General features: G+C 71.2%; 16 protein-coding genes and 1 pseudogene. 9 read left to right on the forward strand and 8 right to left on the reverse strand.

From position 1 onward, the window contains the following. Window positions 1-169: 169 nt before the first annotated feature. The 4 genes from A6P39_RS06200 to A6P39_RS06215 all read left to right on the forward strand — a co-directional run bounded on the left by A6P39_RS06200 (window position 170) and on the right by A6P39_RS06215 (window position 6,109). On the forward strand, window positions 170-1,969 hold the full coding sequence (locus A6P39_RS06200; protein WP_234378852.1) for a phospholipase C: 1,800 nt from the start codon (window positions 170-172) through the stop codon (window positions 1,967-1,969). Between the two features lie 133 nt (window positions 1,970-2,102). Next, on the forward strand, window positions 2,103-3,104 hold the full coding sequence (locus tag A6P39_RS06205; RefSeq protein WP_067044732.1) for a phosphotransferase: 1,002 nt from the start codon (window positions 2,103-2,105) through the stop codon (window positions 3,102-3,104). Window positions 3,105-3,330: 226 nt separating this feature from the next. Beyond that, complete coding sequence (locus A6P39_RS06210; RefSeq protein WP_107304326.1) at window positions 3,331-4,368, forward strand: hypothetical protein; 1,038 nt, start codon at window positions 3,331-3,333, stop codon at window positions 4,366-4,368. Between the two features lie 178 nt (window positions 4,369-4,546). Further along, window positions 4,547-6,109 (forward strand): N,N-dimethylformamidase beta subunit family domain-containing protein, encoded by a 1,563-nt coding sequence (locus A6P39_RS06215; protein ID WP_234378851.1) that lies wholly within the window; start codon window positions 4,547-4,549, stop codon window positions 6,107-6,109. Window positions 6,110-6,126: 17 nt separating this feature from the next. Here A6P39_RS06215 and A6P39_RS06220 read toward each other — a convergent pair whose 3' ends face one another. Together A6P39_RS06220 and A6P39_RS06225 are read right to left on the reverse strand one after the other, a co-directional pair. Then, window positions 6,127-6,327, reverse strand: coding sequence for a hypothetical protein (locus A6P39_RS06220; RefSeq protein ID WP_067044811.1), 201 nt, complete (start codon window positions 6,325-6,327; stop codon window positions 6,127-6,129). Window positions 6,328-6,469: 142 nt separating this feature from the next. Continuing rightward, window positions 6,470-7,269 (reverse strand): IS5 family transposase gene (locus A6P39_RS06225; RefSeq protein ID WP_275883977.1). Its coding sequence is split into 2 segments (ribosomal slippage): window positions 6,470-6,931 and window positions 6,934-7,269, totalling 798 coding nucleotides; the frame shifts between segments, so codons are not numbered across the junction. Window positions 7,270-7,472: 203 nt separating this feature from the next. Between A6P39_RS06225 and A6P39_RS06230 the strand changes: the two genes are divergently transcribed. Then, a complete protein-coding gene (locus A6P39_RS06230) occupies window positions 7,473-7,862 on the forward strand; it encodes a VOC family protein (RefSeq protein ID WP_067052347.1) in 390 nt (129 codons plus the stop codon). A gap of 9 nt (window positions 7,863-7,871) precedes the next feature. On the opposite strand, the gene A6P39_RS06235 is transcribed toward A6P39_RS06230, so the two are convergent. Continuing rightward, on the reverse strand, window positions 7,872-8,564 hold the full coding sequence (locus tag A6P39_RS06235; RefSeq protein ID WP_067052346.1) for an NAD(P)-dependent oxidoreductase: 693 nt from the start codon (window positions 8,562-8,564) through the stop codon (window positions 7,872-7,874). Window positions 8,565-8,735: 171 nt separating this feature from the next. Between A6P39_RS06235 and sigJ the strand changes: the two genes are divergently transcribed. Further along, a complete protein-coding gene (gene sigJ / locus A6P39_RS06240; protein WP_067052345.1) occupies window positions 8,736-9,695 on the forward strand; it encodes an RNA polymerase sigma factor SigJ in 960 nt (319 codons plus the stop codon). 69 nt (window positions 9,696-9,764) lie between these two features. Here the strand turns inward: sigJ and A6P39_RS06245 are convergent. The 3 genes and pseudogenes from A6P39_RS06245 to A6P39_RS06255 all read right to left on the reverse strand — a co-directional run. Next, window positions 9,765-10,796: pseudogene (locus A6P39_RS06245) on the reverse strand (silent information regulator protein Sir2); the annotation flags it as partial. Window positions 10,797-10,921: 125 nt separating this feature from the next. Further along, window positions 10,922-11,773 carry a class A beta-lactamase gene (bla, locus tag A6P39_RS06250; RefSeq protein WP_443053054.1) on the reverse strand — a complete coding sequence of 284 codons (852 nt, stop codon included), beginning with the start codon at window positions 11,771-11,773 and terminating at the stop codon, window positions 10,922-10,924. 397 nt (window positions 11,774-12,170) lie between these two features. Continuing rightward, window positions 12,171-13,649 carry an FUSC family protein gene (locus A6P39_RS06255; protein ID WP_234379133.1) on the reverse strand — a complete coding sequence of 493 codons (1,479 nt, stop codon included), beginning with the start codon at window positions 13,647-13,649 and terminating at the stop codon, window positions 12,171-12,173. Window positions 13,650-13,765: 116 nt separating this feature from the next. On the opposite strand from A6P39_RS06255, the gene A6P39_RS06260 reads away from it, so the two are divergent. The 3 genes from A6P39_RS06260 to A6P39_RS06270 all read left to right on the forward strand — a co-directional run bounded on the left by A6P39_RS06260 (window position 13,766) and on the right by A6P39_RS06270 (window position 17,762). Next, window positions 13,766-14,218, forward strand: a complete 453-nt coding sequence (locus tag A6P39_RS06260) for a MarR family winged helix-turn-helix transcriptional regulator (RefSeq protein WP_067052340.1) — start codon at window positions 13,766-13,768, stop codon at window positions 14,216-14,218. Between the two features lie 938 nt (window positions 14,219-15,156). Further along, the gene (locus A6P39_RS06265; RefSeq protein ID WP_067052338.1) at window positions 15,157-16,839 is read left to right on the forward strand and encodes an AfsR/SARP family transcriptional regulator; all 1,683 of its coding nucleotides are present in this window, start codon (window positions 15,157-15,159) and stop codon (window positions 16,837-16,839) included. A 137-nt stretch (window positions 16,840-16,976) separates the two neighbouring features. Then, a complete protein-coding gene (locus A6P39_RS06270; RefSeq protein WP_067052336.1) occupies window positions 16,977-17,762 on the forward strand; it encodes a thioesterase II family protein in 786 nt (261 codons plus the stop codon). A 177-nt stretch (window positions 17,763-17,939) separates the two neighbouring features. Here A6P39_RS06270 and A6P39_RS06275 read toward each other — a convergent pair whose 3' ends face one another. Together A6P39_RS06275 and A6P39_RS06280 are read right to left on the reverse strand one after the other, a co-directional pair. After that, window positions 17,940-18,356 carry a hypothetical protein gene (locus tag A6P39_RS06275; protein WP_067052334.1) on the reverse strand — a complete coding sequence of 139 codons (417 nt, stop codon included), beginning with the start codon at window positions 18,354-18,356 and terminating at the stop codon, window positions 17,940-17,942. 125 nt (window positions 18,357-18,481) lie between these two features. Beyond that, window positions 18,482-19,981 carry an aldehyde dehydrogenase gene (locus A6P39_RS06280; RefSeq protein ID WP_067052332.1) on the reverse strand — a complete coding sequence of 500 codons (1,500 nt, stop codon included), beginning with the start codon at window positions 19,979-19,981 and terminating at the stop codon, window positions 18,482-18,484. Between the last annotated feature and the right edge of the window lie 495 nt (window positions 19,982-20,476).

The raw sequence follows: 20,476 nt of genomic DNA on the forward strand, positions 1-20,476 counted from the left end.
CACACAGTCAAGTTTTACCCCAGCATCCATGACTCGGTGTTCACTCAGAGGCCATCATGGCTCCGCCGTCGCGCCGCGCGGCGGGCACAGCATCCGTGCTCGTACGTACGCACAGACGTTCTGTCCGGAGGGGTTGACCATCATGGCCAGCAGAGGAAGACGAGCCGCTATGCGGAGCCTGGGAGCGCTCGCGGGCGCCGCCGCGCTCACCGTGCTCGGCAGCAACGCGCCCGGTTGGGCCGCGGCGCCCGAGGCGCACGGCGGGCATTCCTCGACCGCCACACCGATCAAGCACGTCGTCGTGCTGTTCGACGAGAACATCTCGTTCGACCACTACTTCGCGACCTACCCGAAGGCCGCCAACACCGACGGCACGAAGTTCACGGCGTCGAAGAACACCCCCAAGGACATCGACACCCTCGCCCACGCGGGTCTGCTGCAGCACAACCCGAACCAGTACGCGCCCAAGCGGCTCTCCTCGTCCCAGGCGATGACCTGCGACCAGAACCACTCCTACGGGGCGGAGCAGTACGCGTACGACGGCGGCAAGGCCGACCAGTTCGTGCAGAACACCGAGGTCGACAAGTGCAGCGGCGGCCTGTTCGGCGAGCCGGGCCTGGCGATGGACTACTACGACGGCAACACCGTCACCGCGCTGTGGAACTACGCCCAGCACTACACCCTGGGCGACCGCGCCTACAGCTCGAACTACGGCCCGTCCACGCCCGGTGCGCTGAACCTGGTCTCCGGCAACACGCACGGTGCGATCTCCGTGGACCCGGCCACCGGCAAGCAGACCTCGAAGCCGGACTCGTACGCGATCCAGTCGCCCGACGCCAAGGGTGTCGGCACGGTGATCAACGACCCCGACCCGGCCTTCGACGACTGCTCCGGCAAGGACCACACCAGCACCAACGCGCTGGCCGCGCTGCAGGGCAAGAACATCGGTGACCTGCTCAACGCCAAGAAGGTGAGCTGGGGTTGGTTCCAGGGCGGCTTCCGCCCGTCGACCGCCTGGAACGGCCAGTCGGGCGCGTACGCCAAGTGCGACACCACGCACACCAACGTGGGCGGCGCGGCCGTGGCGGACTACAGCCCGCACCACAACCCGTTCTCGTACTACAGGTCGACGGCCAACCCGCACCACCTGGCGCCCAAGTCCGTCTCGGAGATCGGCCACAGCGGTCAGGCCAACCACAACTACGACCTGACCGACTTCTCCGCCGCGCTCAAGGCGGGCAAGCTCCCGGCCGTCAGCTTCCTCAAGGCCGGCGCGTACCAGGACGGCCACGCCGGCTACTCGGACCCGACCGACGAGCAGCACTTCCTGGTGAACGAGATCAACGCGATCCAGAGTTCGCCGCAGTGGAAGTCCACCGCGATCGTGGTCGCCTACGACGACTCCGACGGCTGGTACGACCACGCCTTCGTCGCCCCGAAGAACGGCTCGACGGACTCCGCGGTCGGCTCCAACGGCAAGGCGACCGACAGCCCCGCCTGCCAGAAGGGCCCGAAGGCGGCCGGCGGCTACGCCGACCGCTGCGGCCCGGGCACCCGCCAGCCGCTGCTCGTCATCTCGCCGTTCAGCAAGGTGAACAAGGTCGACCACACGCTGACCAACCAGGCGTCCATCACCCGGTTCATCGAGGACAACTGGCACACCGCGCGTATCGGTGACCACTCCTTCGACGCCACGGCGGGCTCCCTGTCCGGCATGTTCGACTTCCGGCACCCGAACGGCAAGCAGGTGCTGCTGAACACGGACGGCTCGGTCAAGTCCGTCGGCCCGATCAAGTACGTCGCCCCGGTGAGCACGGACATCACCCCGGGCCCGGACATGCAGAACACGGCCGCGACGACCGACGCCTCCGGCTTCCCGGCCCTGCCGGTCGGCCTCGGCGTGGGCGCCCTGCTGGCCGCGGGCGCGACCGGCACGTACCTGACGATGCGCCGCAAGCAGCGCGTCTGATTCCCCGCGCACGGCGACGCGCCCCCGGTCGGTGACCGGGGGCGCGCTCGTGTGTACGCGGCCAGGCCTGTGCACGCGGCCCGGAGATCGAAAAGGACTGGCCACGGGGCGTTCGTGCTGGTGGGATGGCAGCATGCGGCATCAGTGTTCGATCACCGTCGACCGGGGCGCCTACGCGGACGCGGTGACCCCGTGGGAGCAGGAGTCCTGGCGGGCCTCGGCGCTCGGCTGGGTCGAGGAGCAGCTCGCCCTGCGCGGGCTGCGGGCGAGCGGTGACCTCGGGGTGCGGCTGCGGCCGTGGTCGGTGCTGGTACGGGTGCCCGTCGAGGGGCGAGGTGCCGTCTGGTTCAAGGCGAACCCGCCGGCCAGCGCGTTCGAGGGCCCGCTGACCGCCGCGCTCGCCCGCTGGGTGCCGGAGCATGTGCTGCGGCCACTGGCCGTCGACGCCGGACGGGCGTGGGTGCTGCTGCCCGACGGAGGCGATCTGTTCCGGACCGTGCTCGCCCAGGAACCGGTCGAACTGCACACCTGGGAAGCCTTGTTGGGACAGTACGCGCGCATGCAGCGGGCGCTGGTCCCGCACACGCACGAGATCGAGCGGCTGGGCGTGCCCGCCGCCCGGACCCTCGACCTGCCCGAGGTGTTCGACACCCTGCTCGACGGCAGCACCGCACCGCCCCCGGAGACACGCGTCCGGCTGGAGCGGCTGCGGCCCCGGCTCACGGACTGGTGCGCCGAACTCGCCTCCCTCGGCGTCCAGGACACCCTCGACCACGCGGACCTGCACGACGGCCAGCTGTTCCGTCCCGCGCCGGACCGGTTCACCTTCTTCGACTGGGGCGACGCCGCCGTCTCGCACCCCTTCTGCAGCCTGCGGATCCCCGCCGACAAGGCTCTCGCCCGGTACGGGCCGCAGGCCCTGCCCCGGCTGCTGGACGCCTATCTGGAGCCGTGGACGGAGCCGGGCCGCACCCCGGCGGACCTACGACGCGCCGCCCGCCTCGGCTGGCGCCTGAGCGCCCTGAGCCGCGCCGCTTCCTGGGGCCGCACGTTCCCCGGCCCGTCCGGCACACCCCCGCTCTCCACCCAGGGCACCGAGTCCCTCCTCGGACTCCTCGACGAGCCGCCGTTCTGAGCGAAGGGCGGCTACAGCCCGAAGCGACAGCCTCGCCGGCTTCTTCACCGGCCACGGACAGGCCGGGTGACCCACGGCCGCTCCGGCACGGTCCCACCAGCCGGAAGCCGCCTGCATCCCTGATGCGTCGGGCGGCGACCACCGCTCACACGCACGGACGCCGTCGACAAGGAACCGGAACCCCGCCACTCGCCCGCCCCGTGCCCCACGGCGGACACTGGGCCCTATGACCCGCACTCCCGCGCCCGCGGCTCCCCCGCCCGGCCGCCGGGCCGTGCTCGCGTCCCTGGCCGGCCTCGCGATCGGTGCCGCGGGCTGTTCCAGCGGCGCATCGGGCCCGGCCAAACCCTCCTCGTCCAAACCCTCCCCGTCCAAGTCCTCCCCGTCCCCGTCTCCCCCGTCCCGCTCCGCCGCCTCGGCCGCGCCCTCCTCCGGTCTGCCGCGCACCACGCCCTGCCGTCCGACCTCCGCCGAGGTGCAGCCCGCCGCGAAGCTGCGTGCCGTGCAGGTGGTTGAGGCGATCGGTGACTGGCCCGCAGGGCAGGGCGGAGCGGCGGCGGCGCGGGCGCGGGTCGCGGCGCTCCGGTTGCCGACCGGGCTCGTCGGGCAGGCCGGGCCCTTGCTGCCGACGGCCGACCAGGCGGTCCTGCAGGTCGTGGACGCGCAGTACGGCGGGATCCTCGCAGGGTCGGCCAGTGTGCTGGTGGTCTGCCGGCAGTGGACCCGGCGCGGCGGCACGGTCGATGCCGGCGGGACGACGGTCGACGTGCGGCTCTCCCGCTCGGGAAGCGGCTGGACGGTCGACGCCCTGCACCCGGCGCGGCCCGGGCCTGCCGTGAAATCACTGGCCGCGGACGTGCGCGCGGCGCTGGCCGACGACCGGATCGTGCTGCCGCCCGCCGCCACGGCGGACCTGCGCAGCGGCCAGGTGCACACCAGCGTGGCGCGGGCGATGCTCGCGCTGGCGCGGACGTACCGGCTGGAGGTGAGCGTCGTCCGCTCCGGGCATCCGCACGACGTGTTCGGCACCAGCCGGCCCAGCGACCATCCGCGCGGCCGGGCCTTCGACGTATGGCGGATCGACGGCCACGCGGTCGTCGATCCGGCGACCCCGCGCAGCCTGATCGAACGGTTCATGCGGGACGCGGCGGCGGCCGGGTCGTACAACGTGGGCGGCCCGGTGCTGCTGCCGGGCGGCGGCGCCGGCCAGTTCTTCAGCGACGCGACCCATCACGACCACGTGCACGCCGGCTTTCGCACCTGACCGCACCTGACGCCGTCACCCGTTCGGCGGTAGCCCCGGCGGCCGCGCTCCCGCGCCGTCGCCGCCCTCCGGTCACGCCGGACGACGACGGCCGTACCCCCGTGCCACCGCCGCCCCGCGGTTGCGCCGGACGAGTGGCCGTCGGGACGCTGGAGTCCACCTGCACCCGGGAGGTGACGTGGCTCCGCTGCCCGAACCCACGCCCGCTCACGACGGCCCCGGTCTCGAGCGCCGGCACTTCCTCACCGTGTGCGCCGGCCTGAGCCTCGGTACGGCCGCCGCGTGCACGGCCGCGCCGCAGCATCCGCACTCCGCGGCCGCACACGACGGGCGGCTGCGCCCGGAGTCGGAACGGGACGCACCGGGCAGTGCCGACTGGCGGCTGGGCCCGACCGGCCCGGCGGACGCGGTGGCCGGGTACGCGGGCCGGGTGAGCGTAGCCCCCGGCGAGGAGTTCGGGCTGCATGTGTCGACCACGGCCGCGTCGTTCCGGGTGTCCGCGTTCCGGGTCGGCTGGTACGGCGGCCGGCAGGCCCGCCGGATCTGGACCTCGCGGCGCATACCCGGCCGCGCCCGGCCGGCCCCGCGCGTCCTGCCCGCCACCCGCACCGTGCGCGCCGACTGGCCGGTGACACTGGCCGTGGACAGCCGCGGGTGGCCGGAGGGCGCCTATCTGCTGCGGCTGGAGGCGGACACCGGCCACCAGCGGTACCTGCCGCTGATCGTCCGCTCCGCCGAGGGCGCGGGCCGTACGGTGCTGCTGCACGCCCCGGCGACCTGGCAGGCGTACAACCGCTGGGGCGGCAGCAGTCTGTACGCCGGCGCGTCCGGGGCGTACGCCACGCGTTCCCTCGCGGTGAGCTTCGACCGGCCCTACGACGGCGTGGGCGCCGAGAAGTTCCTGGTGTACGAGTGGGCGCTGGTGGTGCTGGCCGAGCGCCTGGGCATCCCCCTCGCCTACAGCACGGGCCTCGACGTCCACCGGGATCCGGCGGTGCTGCGGGGCGCCCACGCGGTCGTCTGCCTGGGGCACGACGAGTACTGGACGCCGCAGCAGCGCGCCCATGTGACCGCGGCCCGGGACGCCGGGACGAACATCGCCTTCCTCGGCGCGAACACCTGCTTCCGGCGGGTCCGGCTGGAGGCCGGCGAGGGAGCCGACGACCGTACCGTGATCTGCTACAAGTCCGACTGTCATGCCGACCCCTACTACGGCTCACACCCGGCCCTGGTCACCACCGACTACCGGCTGCCGCCCGCGCCCGATCCCGAGTCCGCGCTGACCGGTGTGCTCTACGAGGGCTATCCGGTCGATGCGCCCTATGCGGTCCGGGCCGCCGATCACTGGCTGTACGAGGGCACGGGCGTACGCTCCGGCGAGAGCTTCGCGCATCTCGTCGGCGTCGAGTACGACCGGGTGACGCCCGGTTCCCCCACCCCCGGCGAGCTGGAGATCACCGCGCACTCCCCGCTGGTGTGCGGCGGGCGGCCCAGTCACAGCGACTCGGCGTACTACACGGCCTCGGCCGGGTCGGGCGTGTTCGCGACCGGGACCATGCGCTGGGTGGAGGGCCTGGTGGCCGGGACGGGCGTGCTCGGCCGGGATCACGGGATGGACGGCCGCACCCGGGCCTTCGTCACCCGCACCACCGAGAACCTCCTGCGGACCTTCGCGCGGGGCCCGGCGGCCCGGCACGCACCGGCACCGCGCCCCAACGTCCGTGCGGTGTACGACGCCTGACGGCACATCACATCACGTCAGCCCATCGTCGTGCCCTGTCCCTGCGACCGCATGTACTCCCTGCGGGCGTTGTTGTAGGCCCGCAGGTGAATCTTGGCCACGGCGCAGGCCGCGCCGTCGGCATGACACTGACGGCACGTCCGCACGTGCTGCTCGTAGGTGAGGCGCGCGTTTTCCAGCGCTTCGTTGGCAGAGGACGCAGAGGACGCAGAGGACATGGACATCTCCGGGCAGGGCGCGCGTCACCGGGACGGCGCCGAGTTGACTGACTGGTACACCCGGAGCCAAGGTCATCATGTTACTGGCGGTACTGGGAAACTCACCGGTAACCGTCCCCCCGGAGCGCCCTAAGAGGTCATCTCATTTGGTGAGTCTGCGGTAGCAGATCAGGGTGCAGGCGATGCTGGTGAAGGCCAAGAAGTGGACGGCCTTGCGTTCATAGCGGCGGTGCAGGCGGCGGCATCCGGCGAGCCAGGCCATGGTGCGTTCGATGGTCCAGCGGTGGCGTCCCAGGCGCTGGGAGGACTCGATGCCTTTACGGGCGATGCGGTGCCGGATGCCGCGCTGGCGTAACCATCGGCGCAGGTGGTCGTAGTCGTAGCCCTTGTCGCCGTGGAGCTTGGCCGGCCGTCGTCGGCGCGGACCGCGACGGGAGCGGATGGGCGGGATGCCGCGAACGAGCGGTTCGAGGGCCTGGCTGTCGTGCAGGTTGGCGCCGGAGATGCCGATGGAGATGGGCAATCCGGTCCGTTCGGTGATCAAGTGGATCTTCGAACCGTACTTGCCTCGATCTACTGGATTCGGACCTGTCAGGCCCCCCTTTTCAGGGCCCGCACGTTCACCGAGTCGATCGCACAGCGAGACCAGTCCAGTTCACCCCGGGAGCCGAGTTCGTCGAGGACCAGGCGATGGAGCTTCGCCCACACCCGGGCTTTCGACCACTCGGTGAAACGCCGGTGAGCCGTGGGTCCCGACGGTCCGAACGAGGCGGCCGGCAGCTGCTGCCACGTACAGCCCGACGTGGCCACGAACACGATCGCAGCCAGCACCTCCCTGTCACCGTGCCGGCGCCGGCCGCCTCCCTGAGGCCGACTCGGCGCCTCCGGCACCACTCGCTGGAACAACTCCCACAGCTCATCCGGCACCAGCCGCTCAACGATCCCCACACCCGGAGCCTATCGAATGCGCCAAATGAGATGACCTCTAAGTGGGGTCGCCAGCTGGAGGCGCACCTCGTGGCCGAATCCGGCACGGTCGGCGGAGCCGTTCGCGGTCCGCCGGACTAAGATCGGGATCGGCATCGCGTGCCGGTCACCGCCCGGGTGAGGCATGGAGGTGTCAGGACATGCCCTGGAGGCATTCCTTGTCAGTCGAGTTGAACCACACCATCGTCCACGCCCGGGACAACCGGGAGTCCGCCGAGTTCTTCGCGGAGCTGCTCGGTCTGGAGATCGCCGGCGAGTGGGGTCCGTTCGTCGCGGTCGCCCTGAGCAACGGAGTCACGCTGGACTTCGCCACCGCCCCCGCGGAGCGGATCACGCCCCAGCACTACGCGTTCCTGGTCTCCGAGGAGGAGTTCGGGGCCGCGTACACGAAGATCCAGGAGCGCGGTATCGAGCACTGGGCCGACCCCCACCGGAAGCAGCCCGGCACGATCAACCGCAACGACGGCGGCCGCGGGGTGTACTTCCTGGACCCGGCGGGTCACGCCATGGAGCTGATCACCGTCCCCTACGGCGGCTGGCCGGCGTGACAGTCCGGATCACTTGCCGAACGCCTCCTTCCTGATCAGGTCGGTCAGGCTCGGGGTGCCCTCGGTGGTGCGCACGTCGAGAAACGTGCGCGGATGCCCATGGCCGACGGCCTCGCGCACCAGCGCGTGCGCGAGGTCGGCCCGGGCGGTGAAGCGTCCGGGCAGCCGGGCCGGTGCCGTCCGGTAGTCGCTCACCTCGCCGGTGTCGAAGAGGCCGGCGGGCCGCAGCACCGTCCAGTCGTGGCCGCTCGCGCGGACGATGTCCTCCATGCGGCGCATGTCGTCGTAGACCGTTCGTCCGACGATCCGCGCGAAGAAGGGCTCGAGGATCTTCCGGAAGAAGACGCCCTCGCCGGGTGCCGGCACGTCGAACAGGATGGTCGAGGACACGCACACCAGGCGCCGGATGCCGTGGTGGGTCATGGCCCGGGTGATGTGGGTGAGGCCCGTCGAGTACACCGTGACCGGATTACGGCCGTACGGGACGCCGAGGGCGGAGATCACCGCGTCGTGCCCGGCGACGGCGCGTTCCACCGCCGGCCCGTCCAGGACGTCGGCCCGTTCGACCCGCAGCTGGGGCCCGCCGGGCGGGAAGGCGTCGGGGTGCCGGGTCACGGCCGTGACGGTGTGACCGGCGGCGGTCGCCTGCTCGGTGACCTGCCGCCCGGTCGGCCCGTTCGCGCCGAAGACGACGAGTCGCATGGGTTTCTCCTTCGCTGCGAGGTGCTGCTGCCGTGGACCGAGAGGGCCCGGACCGCGGCGGGTGTGACAACGTCGGCGCGGGATGAGACGTACGGCACACGCCCGCCCCCCGATGTCACACTCCGGGGGCCTCGGCCCCTCTGGGTGGGCAGACGTCGTTGAGGAGATGCCATGACCGACCACCGGACGCCCGCGGGGGCGGACGCCGCCACACAGGCGTTCCTCCACCACCGCGAGCTGCTGTTCGCGGTGGCGTACAACATGCTGGGCAGCGTCGCCGACGCCGAGGACGTACTGCAGGAGACCTGGCTGTCCTGGGCGGGCCGGACGAACGCCGAGGGCGTGGGGCAACCGCCGCAGATCGGCCATCCGCGGGCCTACCTGGTGCGGATCACCGTGCGGCAGGCGCTCGCGCGGCGGGCGCGGATCGCCCGGCAGCGCGAGACGTACATCGGCCCGTGGCTGCCCGAACCCCTTGTCACGGACGGCCCCGACGGCCCGGCGGGAGGCGAGGATGCCGCCGAGCAGGCGGCACGCACCGAGTCCGTGTCGCTGGCGATGCTGGTCGTCCTGGAGACCCTGACCCCGCTGGAGCGTGCGGTGTTCGTGCTGCACGAGGTGTTCGGCTACGCGCACACCGAGATCGCGGACATCCTCGGCCGCACCCCGGCGGCCGTACGGCAGCTCGCGCACCGCGCCCGTGCCCATGTGCGCGCCCGGCGCCCCCGCTACCAGGCCCATCCCCGGGTCCGGCGGCAGGCGACGCAGCGGTTCGTGGCCGCGGCGCTCGGCGGGGACCTCGGGGCGCTGCTGGAGATCCTGGCGCCGCGGGCGACACTGTGGACGGACGGCGGCGGCAAGGCTCAGGCGGCGCTGCGGCCGATCCGCGGCCGGGACAAGGTGGCCCGGGCGCTGACCGGCTACGCGGCGCGCTCGGCGGCGGGCTTGCGGTTCGAGCACCGGGACGTCAACGGCGACGCGGCCGTGGTCGTGTTCGAGGACGGCGCCCCGCACGCGGTGATGGTCATGGACCTCGACCCGGGCGGCGAGCAGGTCCGCGAGGTCTACCTCGTCACGAACCCTGACAAGCTCTCGTCCGTGGAGCCGGACGGGACACGTCCGCAGGCCTGATGGCACGCACGAGCGGGACGCCGCCGTGCGGCGACGGCCCGCGAGGCCGTGCTCCGGACGGTGGCGCGGCTACGGCGTCACGACCTTGCCGCCGAAGGTCACCACGAGGTGTCCGTCCGAGGCGAAGGACCAGCCGAGGGCCCCGGAGTACGCGGAGCAGCGGGAGCCGTTCGTGCCGGAGTAGAACTGGTCGGACCTGTCGGAGTCGCCGGAGATCTTGTCGTTCGAGCCACTGGCGGAGAAGCGACAGGAGGTGTCGCTCCGGAACACCGAAGTGCCCTTGTCGAAGGAGAAGTTGCGCTCGGTGTTGTCGATGCTCACATTGCTGGAGACGGTCATCGTGCCCGGGTTGCTGTTGCAGGTGAACCCGTGGTGGCCGTTCTTGTAGGCGATCTCGTGCCGCACGATGTGGTCGACCGCGATGTCGTCGCCGCCGAGCTTGTAGCCGTTGCGGTCTCCGTTGACGTTCGTGGTGCCGTCGGTGAGCGTTCCGTTGCCGTACGACAGGGAGTACTCGATGGTCACCGGGCCGATGGCGCCGGTGTCGGTCTTGGTGTAGAGGTCCCAGCCGTCGTCGATGCTGTTGTGGGAGACGTCGTAGCGGAAGGCGTTCCCGGTGCCCGTGGTGAACTTGGAGGCGAAGCCGTCGGCGTTCTCGCCGGTGGAGCCCATGTTGTCGTGCGACTCCGAGCTGACGATGAGGTTGTTCGACGGCCACTGGCTGCTCGGGGTGCTGGAGGCGATCCGGCCGAGTTGCAGGCCCGTGTCCCGGTTGAGGTGCCAGTAGTCGGCGTTGAGCTGGATGCCCCGGTTGGAGGAACTCTCGCTCTGGGCCGAGAAGTTGAGCACCGGAGTCTCGCCCGGGTAGGCGGACAGCGTGGTGCGGGCGCCGGCAGTGCCGTTGCTGCCGGCCGGGATCGTGACCGTGGAGGAGTAGTTGTACGTCCCGCCGCGCAGATAGATCGTGCCGCCCGCGGCGATACGGCTGATGGCCGAGGTGAGCGTGGTCGGCGCCGACTGGGTGCCGGCCGCGCCGTCGGTGCCGCTCGGCGACACGTACAGCACGGAGGCCGCCGCGGCCTCGGACGCCGTGGTCGCCGCCTGCGCCGTGGTGCCGGAGAACGCGGCGAGCGTGCCGGCGACGTTAGAGAGCCGCCACGTATGCGTCAACGGTCATGTACATGATTTACATTCACATGACAGAATCGCCGGGACCGGCCGGACGGCTACTCGCCGGGGGCGAGCGCCTGGGCCAGGATGCGCGCCGCCTCCGCCACGAGCGCGTCGTCCGCCGCCGCGTCCTGGGCGCTCTTGGCCGACAGCACGGTCAGCAGCAGCGGGGTCCCGCGGGTCGTCCAGGCCACTGCCGTGTCGTTGGCGGTGCCGTAGTCGCCGGTGCCGGTCTTGTCCGCGAGCACCCAGTCGCGCGGCAGTCCCGCACCGAACCGGGCGGCGCTGGTGGTGTTGCCCTTCAGCCAGCCGACGAGCCGTGCGCGGTCGGCACCGGACAGCGCCCGGCCCAGGGTCAGCCGCTCGAAGCTGCGCCCGAGGGCCTCGGGGGTCGTGGTGTCGCGCAGATCGCCCGGGATCGCGCTGCCGAGGTCCGTCTCCCAGCGGTCGAGCCGGCTCACCTCGTCGCCGAGTGAGCGGAAGAACCGGGTGAGTCCGGCCGGCCCGCCGATCTGGCGCAGCAGCAGGTTGCCCGCCGCGTTGTCGCTGTACTGGATGGCCGCCGCGCACAGGTCCGCGACCGTCATGCCGGTGTCCACGTGCTCCGCGGTGCGCGGCGAGTTGGACAGGATGTCGTGCGGCGGAAAGTGGATCACCTTGTCCAGCGGGGCACAGCCGCCGTGATCGCGCAGCACCGCCGCGGCGGCGAAGGCCTTGAACGTCGAGCACATCGCGAACCGCTCCCCCGCCCGGTGCGCCACGGTCCGTCCGGTGCGCAGGTTGCGCGCGAACACGCCGAGCCGGGCGCCGTGCCGCCGCTCCAGTGCACTCAACTCCCCCGCCGCTGCGGACTTTTGATCACCGGCTGCCGCGGACGCGGCGGGCGCGGAGAGGGCACCGGCGGCCATGGCCGCGGTGGTGACGGCGAGGCCCGCCTTGAGCAGGCCGCGTCGGGCCAGGGGGTCGGGGCTGGTCATGAGCACGGTCCTTCCGGTCGAGCCGTCGCCGGCTTCCTGGATCTTCGACGCGGACAGCGAAACAGCAGAGGACCACTCATGTCCAAGAGGGAACTTTGAAGATCCCATGCCTTATTGATATACGAAGCCGCCACTACGGCTGCGAGAACACCGGAGCATGCCGTCTTGAGTCAGCACCACATCGGCACGGTGCCGGGTCGGCGCCGGATCCAGCACCTTTCGCGGCCACAGGTGCTGGTTGCTCCGGCCCTGGCGCATCGCGTCGAAGTCGGCGCGGCCGACGCGACGGGGTGCTGCGCGCCCTTTGCGCGGAGGCAAGCCCGGTGGGTCAGGTGGTGGAAACGGGCGGCTGGAGGGCCTCGCTGGACTCGACCGCCTTGGGTGGCTGGTGCTTGGCGAGGGCCGGGATCGCGGCGGCGAACTGCCGCAGTGCGGCGTCGAGATCGGCCAGCGGTGCCGTCGGAGCGGGTTCCGGCAGGTCGGGCAGCGGGTCGGCCGGGGCCGACAGCGCGCGGCGCAGCAGCCCGACGGTCTTGGCGGTGGCGCGTTCGCGCGGGCCGGGCTCGCTTGCGGCCAGGGCGTGCACCGGGCGGCGGGTTGCGAGCAGCGCCTCGCCGGCGTCGGCCGGGGTGGTGCCGTACCCTGTGCCCAGCTTCTGTGCGGCCGCCCGGTGCAGCCGGTGCGAACGCGCGCTGGAGTCCAGGCGGTTGGCCGCGTCGTCGAACGCGGCGAGCGCCTTGGCAGTGGAAGCCCCGTTGTGGCGGGCTTCGAGCAGCGAGCCGAGGGCGCCGAGTGTCATGACCAGCCGGGCGCGCAGCGCGTCGCTCGCCCGCACCGGCACGAGGAACCACCCCACGGCCACCGCCACCACAGCCCCCAGGACCAACGCCTGCAGGCGGATGAGCAGCAGGTGCTGGGCGGACTCGCCGAAGTACCCGTAGAGCAGGGACAGCGTCGTCGTGATGCCCGCGGCGTAGTAGGCGTAGCTGTAGGAGCGCAGGACCGAGGCCAGTGCCAGCACCACGAAGATCAAGACGATGCTGGTCGTGCCGTGTGGTGCGGCCACCACGGTGATGAGGGTCGCGACCAGTGTGCCCGCCATCGCGCCCAGTCCGCGCTCGACGCCCTTGAGGGCCAGATCCCCGCGGCCGACCGTGCCGAGGCTGACGACCATCGCGCTGATCACACACCACTGCCAGTGCTCACCGAACAGCAGGTGCCCGAACGAGAACGCGGCGGTCAGCGCCACCGCCATCTGCAGTGCCATCCGCGTGCTCGTCGACATCCCCGGGCGCTGGGGCGACCGCTTGGCAGGGGCCTGCGGCGACTGCGGACCCGCGACGCCGGTCAGCTTCTCGGCGACCCAGCGCACCACGCGGACCCACACGAAGGCGCTCAGCCCCACCAGCGCCATCCATCCGCAGATCGGCCACCACGACACGTGCCCCGTACCGGACCCGGCGGTCAGCAGGCAGGCGATCAGCGCCAGCGGAACCATCGCCCCGAGCCGCGTGACCACCGCTCCGAACCGCCTGGCCCAGATCGAACCCGCCATCAGCACGACGAACACCGCCCCGCCGATCACGGGGTGCCCGGCCATCTGCGAACCGATCCACACGCTCGCCCCCGCAAAGACCGAGAGCGCGGCGGCCGACCCGAGCTTCTCCAGTACCGGCTCACCGCCAGGGCGGCGCGACAGCATGAACGCGAAGATCACGCCCGGCACCCCGAGCACCGCCGCCGGGTATCCCGCGGCGAGGCGCGCGATCTCCACCGCCGTGAAGAAGGAGCCCAGCACAGCGATCATCGCCACTACCGAATGGTAGATTCTGCTTAACATTCTTACCTCGCTTGGACGACTCATCGCCCTATTGGAGCCACACACACTCCTCTAATACTACATGTCTGTTTAGTATTGAACTCATGGACACCGATGACTGCGCCCATGCCCTGCTCCAAGGTCTGCTCCGGCTGGGCTCCCGGCTGCGCCACGAGCGCCCGCCCGGCGCCCTGAGCGCGAACAAGATCATCGTGTTGGGCCACCTGCGCCGGAACGGGCCCTGCACCCCGAGCGCGGTGGCCCTCGCCGAGCATCAGCAACTCCAGGCCCTGACCCGGACATTCGGCGAGCTGGAGGCTGACGGCCTGATCACAAGGGAGCGCTCGGAAGCCGACAGGCGCGCCTCGATCCTCTCGATCGCCGACGCCGGCGCCCAGGCGCTGTCCGACGATCTCGCGCAGCGGGCCGAATGGCTCGGCAGCGCCCTCGGCGTGCTCAGTCCGGTCGAGCAGCAACTGCTCGTCCTGGCCGCTCAGCTGCTCAACCAACTGGCCGACGCCCCCGCCGCAGCCGGCCCGGGGCGGCGGTCGGCCTGAGACGGGTGAGGGCGCGTACACCACGACGAGGCCCGGACGTCGGGGCGGGCACGGCCTGCACGGGTTGAGGTTCCCGCCGCCCGGCACGACCCGGCGAACGTCTTATACGGGCGGCAAAAGGCTTTCCACTGGGCGGAGTTGAGGTGCTCGCGGCCCACGGGACAGCGGTGACGGCGGTACACGAAATGTGCCAAGGCTTTGCTGAACGTAGACCAGGTGTGGGCCAATCGTGATCCGACCCGACACTTCAGGGGCACATTGCGGACACCCCGTGATGTGATTCACGCCTCAATCGCTTCGCGGGGATCAAGGTTTTTGAGGGATGCAGATGGGGATGTAGGTAGGGGTGCAGTAGAGGGTTGCAAGGAGATCGGCAAGGAACAGATACCCCCCGCCTTCGCGTCACATTCGTGGGACCCCAGCGGCTGGTGAGGGGACGACAGAGATGAGCATGGGATCGATGCCGGACCGGCCACAGATGATGTTCTCCGCACAGGCCACGGCCCGCACTGTCGCCCGCCGCGGCCTCGCCGTCCCCGGCGATTCCGGCGGCTTCCGGTCTATGTCCGGACCATCGAGGCGTGCGGCAGGGTACAGTGCCCGTGCGTGCTGTCCCGATCCCGAATTGCCTTCGGCGTCAGCGCCGGTGAGTGCGGGATCAGGAAGCCGAAGAACCACATCAAGATCCCCGGTGGGACGGATGGCCGGCACAGTGCGCGACTTCGCCACAGTCCGTTCCCACACCGGTGTCGCCCTCTGACACAGGGTCGTACACGCTCATGCGCGGCGCCAACGGCGTCCGCAAGGGCCGCGGGATGACCGCCGCGCGCCCCTGAACCAAACCGGCAGTCCATCAATTCCGGCAGTCCTTCAATTCCTGCCCCTATACAGACCTTCCCACAGTGGACGAACTGCGTCGCGGATGACGGGAGGCCGACATGCAGTTCAATATCTTGGGCCCGCTGGAAGTCGTTGCCCAGGACAGAGTCGTACCGCTCGGCGGGATCAAGCAGCGCGCGATGCTGGGCATGCTGCTGCTGAAAGCCAACCGGATAGTGCCGTCGAGCAAACTGCTGGATTCCCTCTGGGCCGACGGTGTTCCGCCGACGGCCCGGAAGATGCTGCAGAATGCGGCGTCTGCTCTGCGTGGCATGCTGGCCTGCGACGGCGGCAGCGCCGACCCGCCCGTGCTTCTCACCCACACGCCCGGGTACTTGTTGCACGTCGAACCCAGCACCATCGACCTGAACCTGTTCACGCTCCACACCGAACGGGGCCGTTCGTACGCCGCCCAAGCCGACTGGGAATCCGCGCGCCGAGCGCTCCGCGACGCGCTCGACGTCTGGCGGGGCCCGGTCCTCTCCGATCTGACCGAGACCTGTGGCACGTGGCCCGAGGCCGCCGCGGTCCAGAACACGCACCTCGTCGCCGTCGAGGAGCTGTTCGACGCCGAACTCGCCTGCGGGCGGCACCGCGAGGTGGTCGCGGAACTCGAACTCGTCGCCGGACGAGAGCTGTCCCACGAACGCCTCGTGGCGCAGCTGATGCTCGCGATGTACCGGTGCGGACGGCAGTTGGACGCGCTCGACATCTACCGCCGCGCCCGCGTGTCGCTGATCGAGACCCATGGTCTGGAGCCGAGCCGTGAACTCCAGGAACTCGAACACCTGATCCTCAACCAGGACGTGCGACTGGACTGGCACGGCGGTGCCATGCCCGCGCTTGGCGACAGTGGCATCGCGGGGGTGCCATGGCCGACCGCCACCCTGGCCGACAAGGCCGTGCAGGCCGCCGCGTTATCCGAGGACGTGACGGCCGGGCCCCGCCGCCCGGAGCCCGCGCCCAAGGATGACAACGTTGTGCCCCTGGCCCAGGGGCAGTTGGCCACCTTGATGGCCGTCGTCGGTGAGGTGGAGCGCAGGCCCGGGGCGGACCTCGCCGAGACGGCGAACGCGTTAGGCATGGTGGCCGCGACGGTGGACCGTGAGGTCAGCCGGTACGGCGGAGTGGTCATCAGCAGGGTTGCGTCCGTGAGTTGGATCGTGTTCGACGACGCCGACCACGCCCCCGACCGGGCCGTCGATGCCGGCCTGGCGATCCGTGACGCGCTCGAGCAGGCCCGGTCCGTCCACGACGCCGCCGACAGTGGGGCACCGCAGGTGGTGGTCAAGGTCGCCGTCGTGTCCACCGATGCGATCCTCAGCTACCACCCCGGCGACGGCACACTGCGCGGCCTCGACAGCGCCGTCGTCGGCCGGTGCCTCCAACTGGCCAGCGCCGCCCCCGCGGGACGGGTCTGGGTCGGCGAGGAGACCAAACGCGCCACCGAGTGCTGCGTCCGGTACGAGCGGGTCGGCGACGGCGCGTGGGACGCGGTCGAACTCCTTCCGGAGCCACACCGGCCGGACCGGGTGAAAATGGTCATCGGAGGTCCGGGCAAGATCCAGAAGCTGCGCGGGCTGCTCGCCGGCATGGGCGGGCAGCACACGTCGCCGCTGATCGAGAGGATCAGCCGCCGCGGGGGCGGCATTCCGGAGAACGCGGTGGTCGAGGTCACGGTCAGCGTGCTGCTGCCCGCGGACGACGTGCACGGCTGGGCGGCGCTCCCGGAGGGCACGTGAACCGGAACGACCGGTGGATCCGTCATGGGGTGGCATGTCGCTCCGGGGCTCGCCGAACAGCCCGCCGATGAGCGGCGCAGCGCACGTCCGCCTGTTCTCAGGACCGGACATTGACCGAAAACGCCAGGAGGGACCGCATGGGTATCGACGACGTATCGAGCGATGTAAGCCTGTGGCTCAGGCGATTTGAGCCTGCCGACAACGCGGGGAGCCGCCTGGTCTGTTTCCCGCACGCGGGCGGCTCCGCCGCCTTCTACCTTCCGATGGCGCGGGCGCTGGCTCCGGCCGTGGACGTTCTCGCGGTGCAGTATCCCGGACGCCAGGACCGGCGGGCCGAGCCCTGCATCGACGACATACCCTCCCTGGCGGACCATGTCGCCCGCGCACTGGCCGGGTCGCTGGACCGTCCGCTGGCCCTGTTCGGTCACAGCATGGGCGCCCTCATCGCCTTCGAGGTGGCCCGGCGGCTTCAGCGGGACCGTCCGGGCCAGCCTGCGCACCTGTTCGTGTCCGGCCGACGCGCCCCCACCCGCTACCACGAGGAAACGTACCACCTGCTTGACGACGACGGGATCGTCGCGGAGATCCGGTCGCGGGGCGGCACGGAGGCCCGGGTGCTGGAGGACAAGGAACTGCTGGAAATGGTGTTGCCGACGATCCGCGGCGACTACAGGGCCGTCGGGCGGTACCGCTACGTCGCAGGCGACCCACTGCGTTGCCCCGTGACTGCGATCGTCGGGGACCGGGATCAGCAGGCCAGTGTGGAGGAGGTCATGGACTGGGAGAAGCAGGCGCCGGAAGGCGGCTTCGAGTTCAAGCTCTTCCCCGGCGGGCATTTCTTTCTCGTCAAGGAGATCGCCGAGGTCCTGGCGGTGGTGTCCGACCGCATCGGCCCGGCCACAGGAACTGGCCTGCGCCGTTGAGTCGTTCGCGTTGCCGGGTGGGCCCGTGCCGGTCGGTTCACGACTGTGCGGGCCCACCGGCACTCCGCCCTGCGGTGGAAGCGGCCGCCGGGCCGCCTTCGTCCCAGCTTCCCAGCGGCTCAACGGCCGGACGGACCACTGGGATTGACGGACCGTCGGACGGGCCGCTCCTCCGGTCTACTTTTCTGGCTCCGCGGGCGCATCCGACCCCGCGGTATCCTCAGCCTTCGTCGCGACGTCCTGTGCCGGAGCCGCATTGCTGCCGGCTTCAAGGGCGGCAGGTCCGGCCGCATCGGCAGGTCCGGCCGATGCTGCTTCGTCCTGGCCCGAACTGCCATGTGACTGCGGTGGAACGGTGAGGCTCGGCGCACTCAGGTCGGGCACGGTGGTCACCGCGTCGAGGGCAGCCTGGATCGCCTCCGCGAGTGATGTCGCCGCCTCTGTATCGATGTCCAACTGCGTCACCAGGGAGTCGGCATTGGTCGGGTGCGTGGTGGTCGTGATCGCCGCTTCAGCGCAACCAGCCTTTAGCAGGCTCTCGGACTCGTCGTCCGTTATCTCCCGGTTGAGAACCAGCGTAAACCTGTAACCCATGTCGTCGTTACCTCTCCATGTTTCCCGGCACCGCGGGTCGCGTAAAGGGCCGGCAGCCATCGCCCGGCCATTGCGGGGTAACTCCGGCGCAGACCCGTACGGGCCGCCGGCAGGCGGATTCGTCGTCAGAGGACCGTGCTCTCGTACCCGGCCGGCCGCCCCTCCAGGATCACCGTCTTGGTCTCGAGGAAGGGCAGCAGTCCCTCGCGACCACCTTCGCGGCCGATGCCGGACTGCTTGAACCCGCCGAACGCGATGCCGAAGTCGTTACGGACCGCGTTGTGGCCGACGGTGCCGGACCGCAGCTGTCGCGCGACCTCACGGGCCCGGTTGACGTCGTTGGTGAACACGGACGCGTTCAGACCGTAGATGGTGTCGTTGGCGATGCGGATCGCGTCCTGCTCGTCGGCTGCCGGGATGACGGACAGTACGGGGCCGAAGATCTCTTCCTGGGCGATGACCGAGCGGTTGTCGACGTTGCCGAACACGGTGGGCTCGACGTACCAGCCGCGGTCCATGCCCTTCGGGCGGCCGCCGCCCGTGGCCAGCGTGGCCCCGTCCGCGACGCCCCTGGCGATGTACCCCTCGACCCGGTCCCTCTGCCGGCTGGCCGCCAGCGGCCCCATCTGCGACTGCGGGTCGAACGGATCCCCCACGCGCACCTGGGAGAACATGCCGGCGAGAGCCTCGACCAGCTCGTCGTGCCGCGAGCGGGTGACCACGATCCGGGTCAGCGACGAACAGACCTGCCCGGAAAGGATGCACTCGGCCCGGGAGAGGCTGCGTGCGGCCGTCTCGAGATCCATGTCGTCGAGGATCACAGCGGCGGACTTGCCGCCGAGTTCCAGCGTGCAGCGGGCCACGCGCTCGCCGCAGATCGAGGCGATACGCCGTCCCGCGGCCGTCGACCCCGTGAACGTGATCTTGTCCACCCGCGGGTCGCGCACCAGCAGTTCGGACACCTCGCGGTCCGCGGTGACGACATTGAGCACGCCGGCCGGCAGCCCGGCCGCCGCGGCGGCCTCGGCGATCAGGTAGCCCTCCCCCGGCGCCTCGGGCGACGACTTCAGGACCACGGTGCACCCGGCCAGCAGCGCGGGGGCGACCTTGTTGCTGATCAGCCCCATCGGGGCGTTCCAGGGGATGATTGCGCCGACCACGCCGGCCGGCTCGCGGACGATCATGCCGAACTGCCCGCCGGCCGTCGGCTTGACCGGCTCCTCGAACGGGAACGTACCGGCCATCGCGGCGTATCGCTTGAAGGTGGCATCCGCTCCAGCGCCGGCGTACGCGGCGAAGGCGTGCAGGACACCGGACTCACGCGGCCAGACCTGACCGATGTCCTCGCCGCGCAGCCTGAGTTCCGCGCCGATCGCTCGCAGGTACCCGGCCCGCTCCGCCGGCGTCAGCCGCGGCCACGGGCCGTCGTCGAAGGCTTCCCGCGCCGCCGCGACGGCCCGTGAGATGTCGGCGGCCTGCGCCTCCGCGACCCTGAAGTAGAGTTCCTCGGTCGCGGAGTCGATCACGTCGATCGTGGCATCGGACGACGGCACCACCCACTGCCCGCCGATGAAGAAGCGGTCCGCCCGACTGATCGGCGCCTTCGCTTCGTCCGCCAGGCTCATCCGGTCACCCTCCCGATCGCCGCCTCTTCGTCGTTGCCGGGCCCGTCGCGCCCTTCGCCCGGCTCCATGTCGCGGCACGTCGCGATCACGGGGTTCGCACCAGGCGGGTGCGGCGCCCGGCGGGCGGGATGTTCGCAGGCAGTCTTCTCGGCGTGGGGGTCTGCCGCATGCCGACGGTGTTCATGCTTCCCGGCGCCGGGCGGCCGCGTAAAGGGCGGCCGGCCTTCGGCCGGCCACTGCGGGGTAACTGGGTCTTCCATTCCGACGCCATTGGCCGTCCGCGGTCGTCACTGCTGGCCTGAAGACCGGGGGCCGGAGGTCGAGGGGTCTGGGGCCGGGGGCCGGAGCCCCGGAGGCCGGGGGCCCGAGGCCCGGCGGTCGGGGGCCGGAGCCCCGGGGGCCCGGCGACCCGAAGACCGGGGGGCGGCCCGGCGGCCCGGGGGCCCTGGCGGCGAGCACCGCGCGCTCTGTCCGGCGCCGTTTCCGCCGGGGTTC

Origin of the sequence: Streptomyces sp. FXJ1.172 (genome assembly GCF_001636945.3) — a bacterium.
GTDB lineage: Bacteria > Actinomycetota > Actinomycetes > Streptomycetales > Streptomycetaceae > Streptomyces.

Excerpts from the sequence above, each read along its gene's own strand:
- A6P39_RS06200 (WP_234378852.1), top strand. The coding sequence starts at position 170 with ATGCGGAGCCTGGGAGCGCTCGCGGGCGCCGCCGCGCTCACCGTGCTC.
- A6P39_RS06205 (WP_067044732.1), top strand. The coding sequence starts at position 2,103 with ATGCGGCATCAGTGTTCGATCACCGTCGACCGGGGCGCCTACGCGGAC.
- A6P39_RS06210 (WP_107304326.1), top strand. The coding sequence starts at position 3,331 with ATGACCCGCACTCCCGCGCCCGCGGCTCCCCCGCCCGGCCGCCGGGCC.
- A6P39_RS06220 (WP_067044811.1), bottom strand. The coding sequence starts at position 6,327 with ATGTCCTCTGCGTCCTCTGCGTCCTCTGCCAACGAAGCGCTGGAAAAC.
- A6P39_RS06235 (WP_067052346.1), bottom strand. The coding sequence starts at position 8,564 with ATGCGACTCGTCGTCTTCGGCGCGAACGGGCCGACCGGGCGGCAGGTC.
- sigJ (WP_067052345.1), top strand. The coding sequence starts at position 8,736 with ATGACCGACCACCGGACGCCCGCGGGGGCGGACGCCGCCACACAGGCG.
- bla (WP_443053054.1), bottom strand. The coding sequence starts at position 11,773 with ATGGCCGCCGGTGCCCTCTCCGCGCCCGCCGCGTCCGCGGCAGCCGGT.
- A6P39_RS06255 (WP_234379133.1), bottom strand. The coding sequence starts at position 13,649 with ATGATCGCTGTGCTGGGCTCCTTCTTCACGGCGGTGGAGATCGCGCGC.
- A6P39_RS06260 (WP_067052340.1), top strand. The coding sequence starts at position 13,766 with ATGGACACCGATGACTGCGCCCATGCCCTGCTCCAAGGTCTGCTCCGG.
- A6P39_RS06265 (WP_067052338.1), top strand. The coding sequence starts at position 15,157 with ATGCAGTTCAATATCTTGGGCCCGCTGGAAGTCGTTGCCCAGGACAGA.
- A6P39_RS06270 (WP_067052336.1), top strand. The coding sequence starts at position 16,977 with ATGGGTATCGACGACGTATCGAGCGATGTAAGCCTGTGGCTCAGGCGA.
- A6P39_RS06275 (WP_067052334.1), bottom strand. The coding sequence starts at position 18,356 with ATGGGTTACAGGTTTACGCTGGTTCTCAACCGGGAGATAACGGACGAC.
- A6P39_RS06280 (WP_067052332.1), bottom strand. The coding sequence starts at position 19,981 with ATGAGCCTGGCGGACGAAGCGAAGGCGCCGATCAGTCGGGCGGACCGC.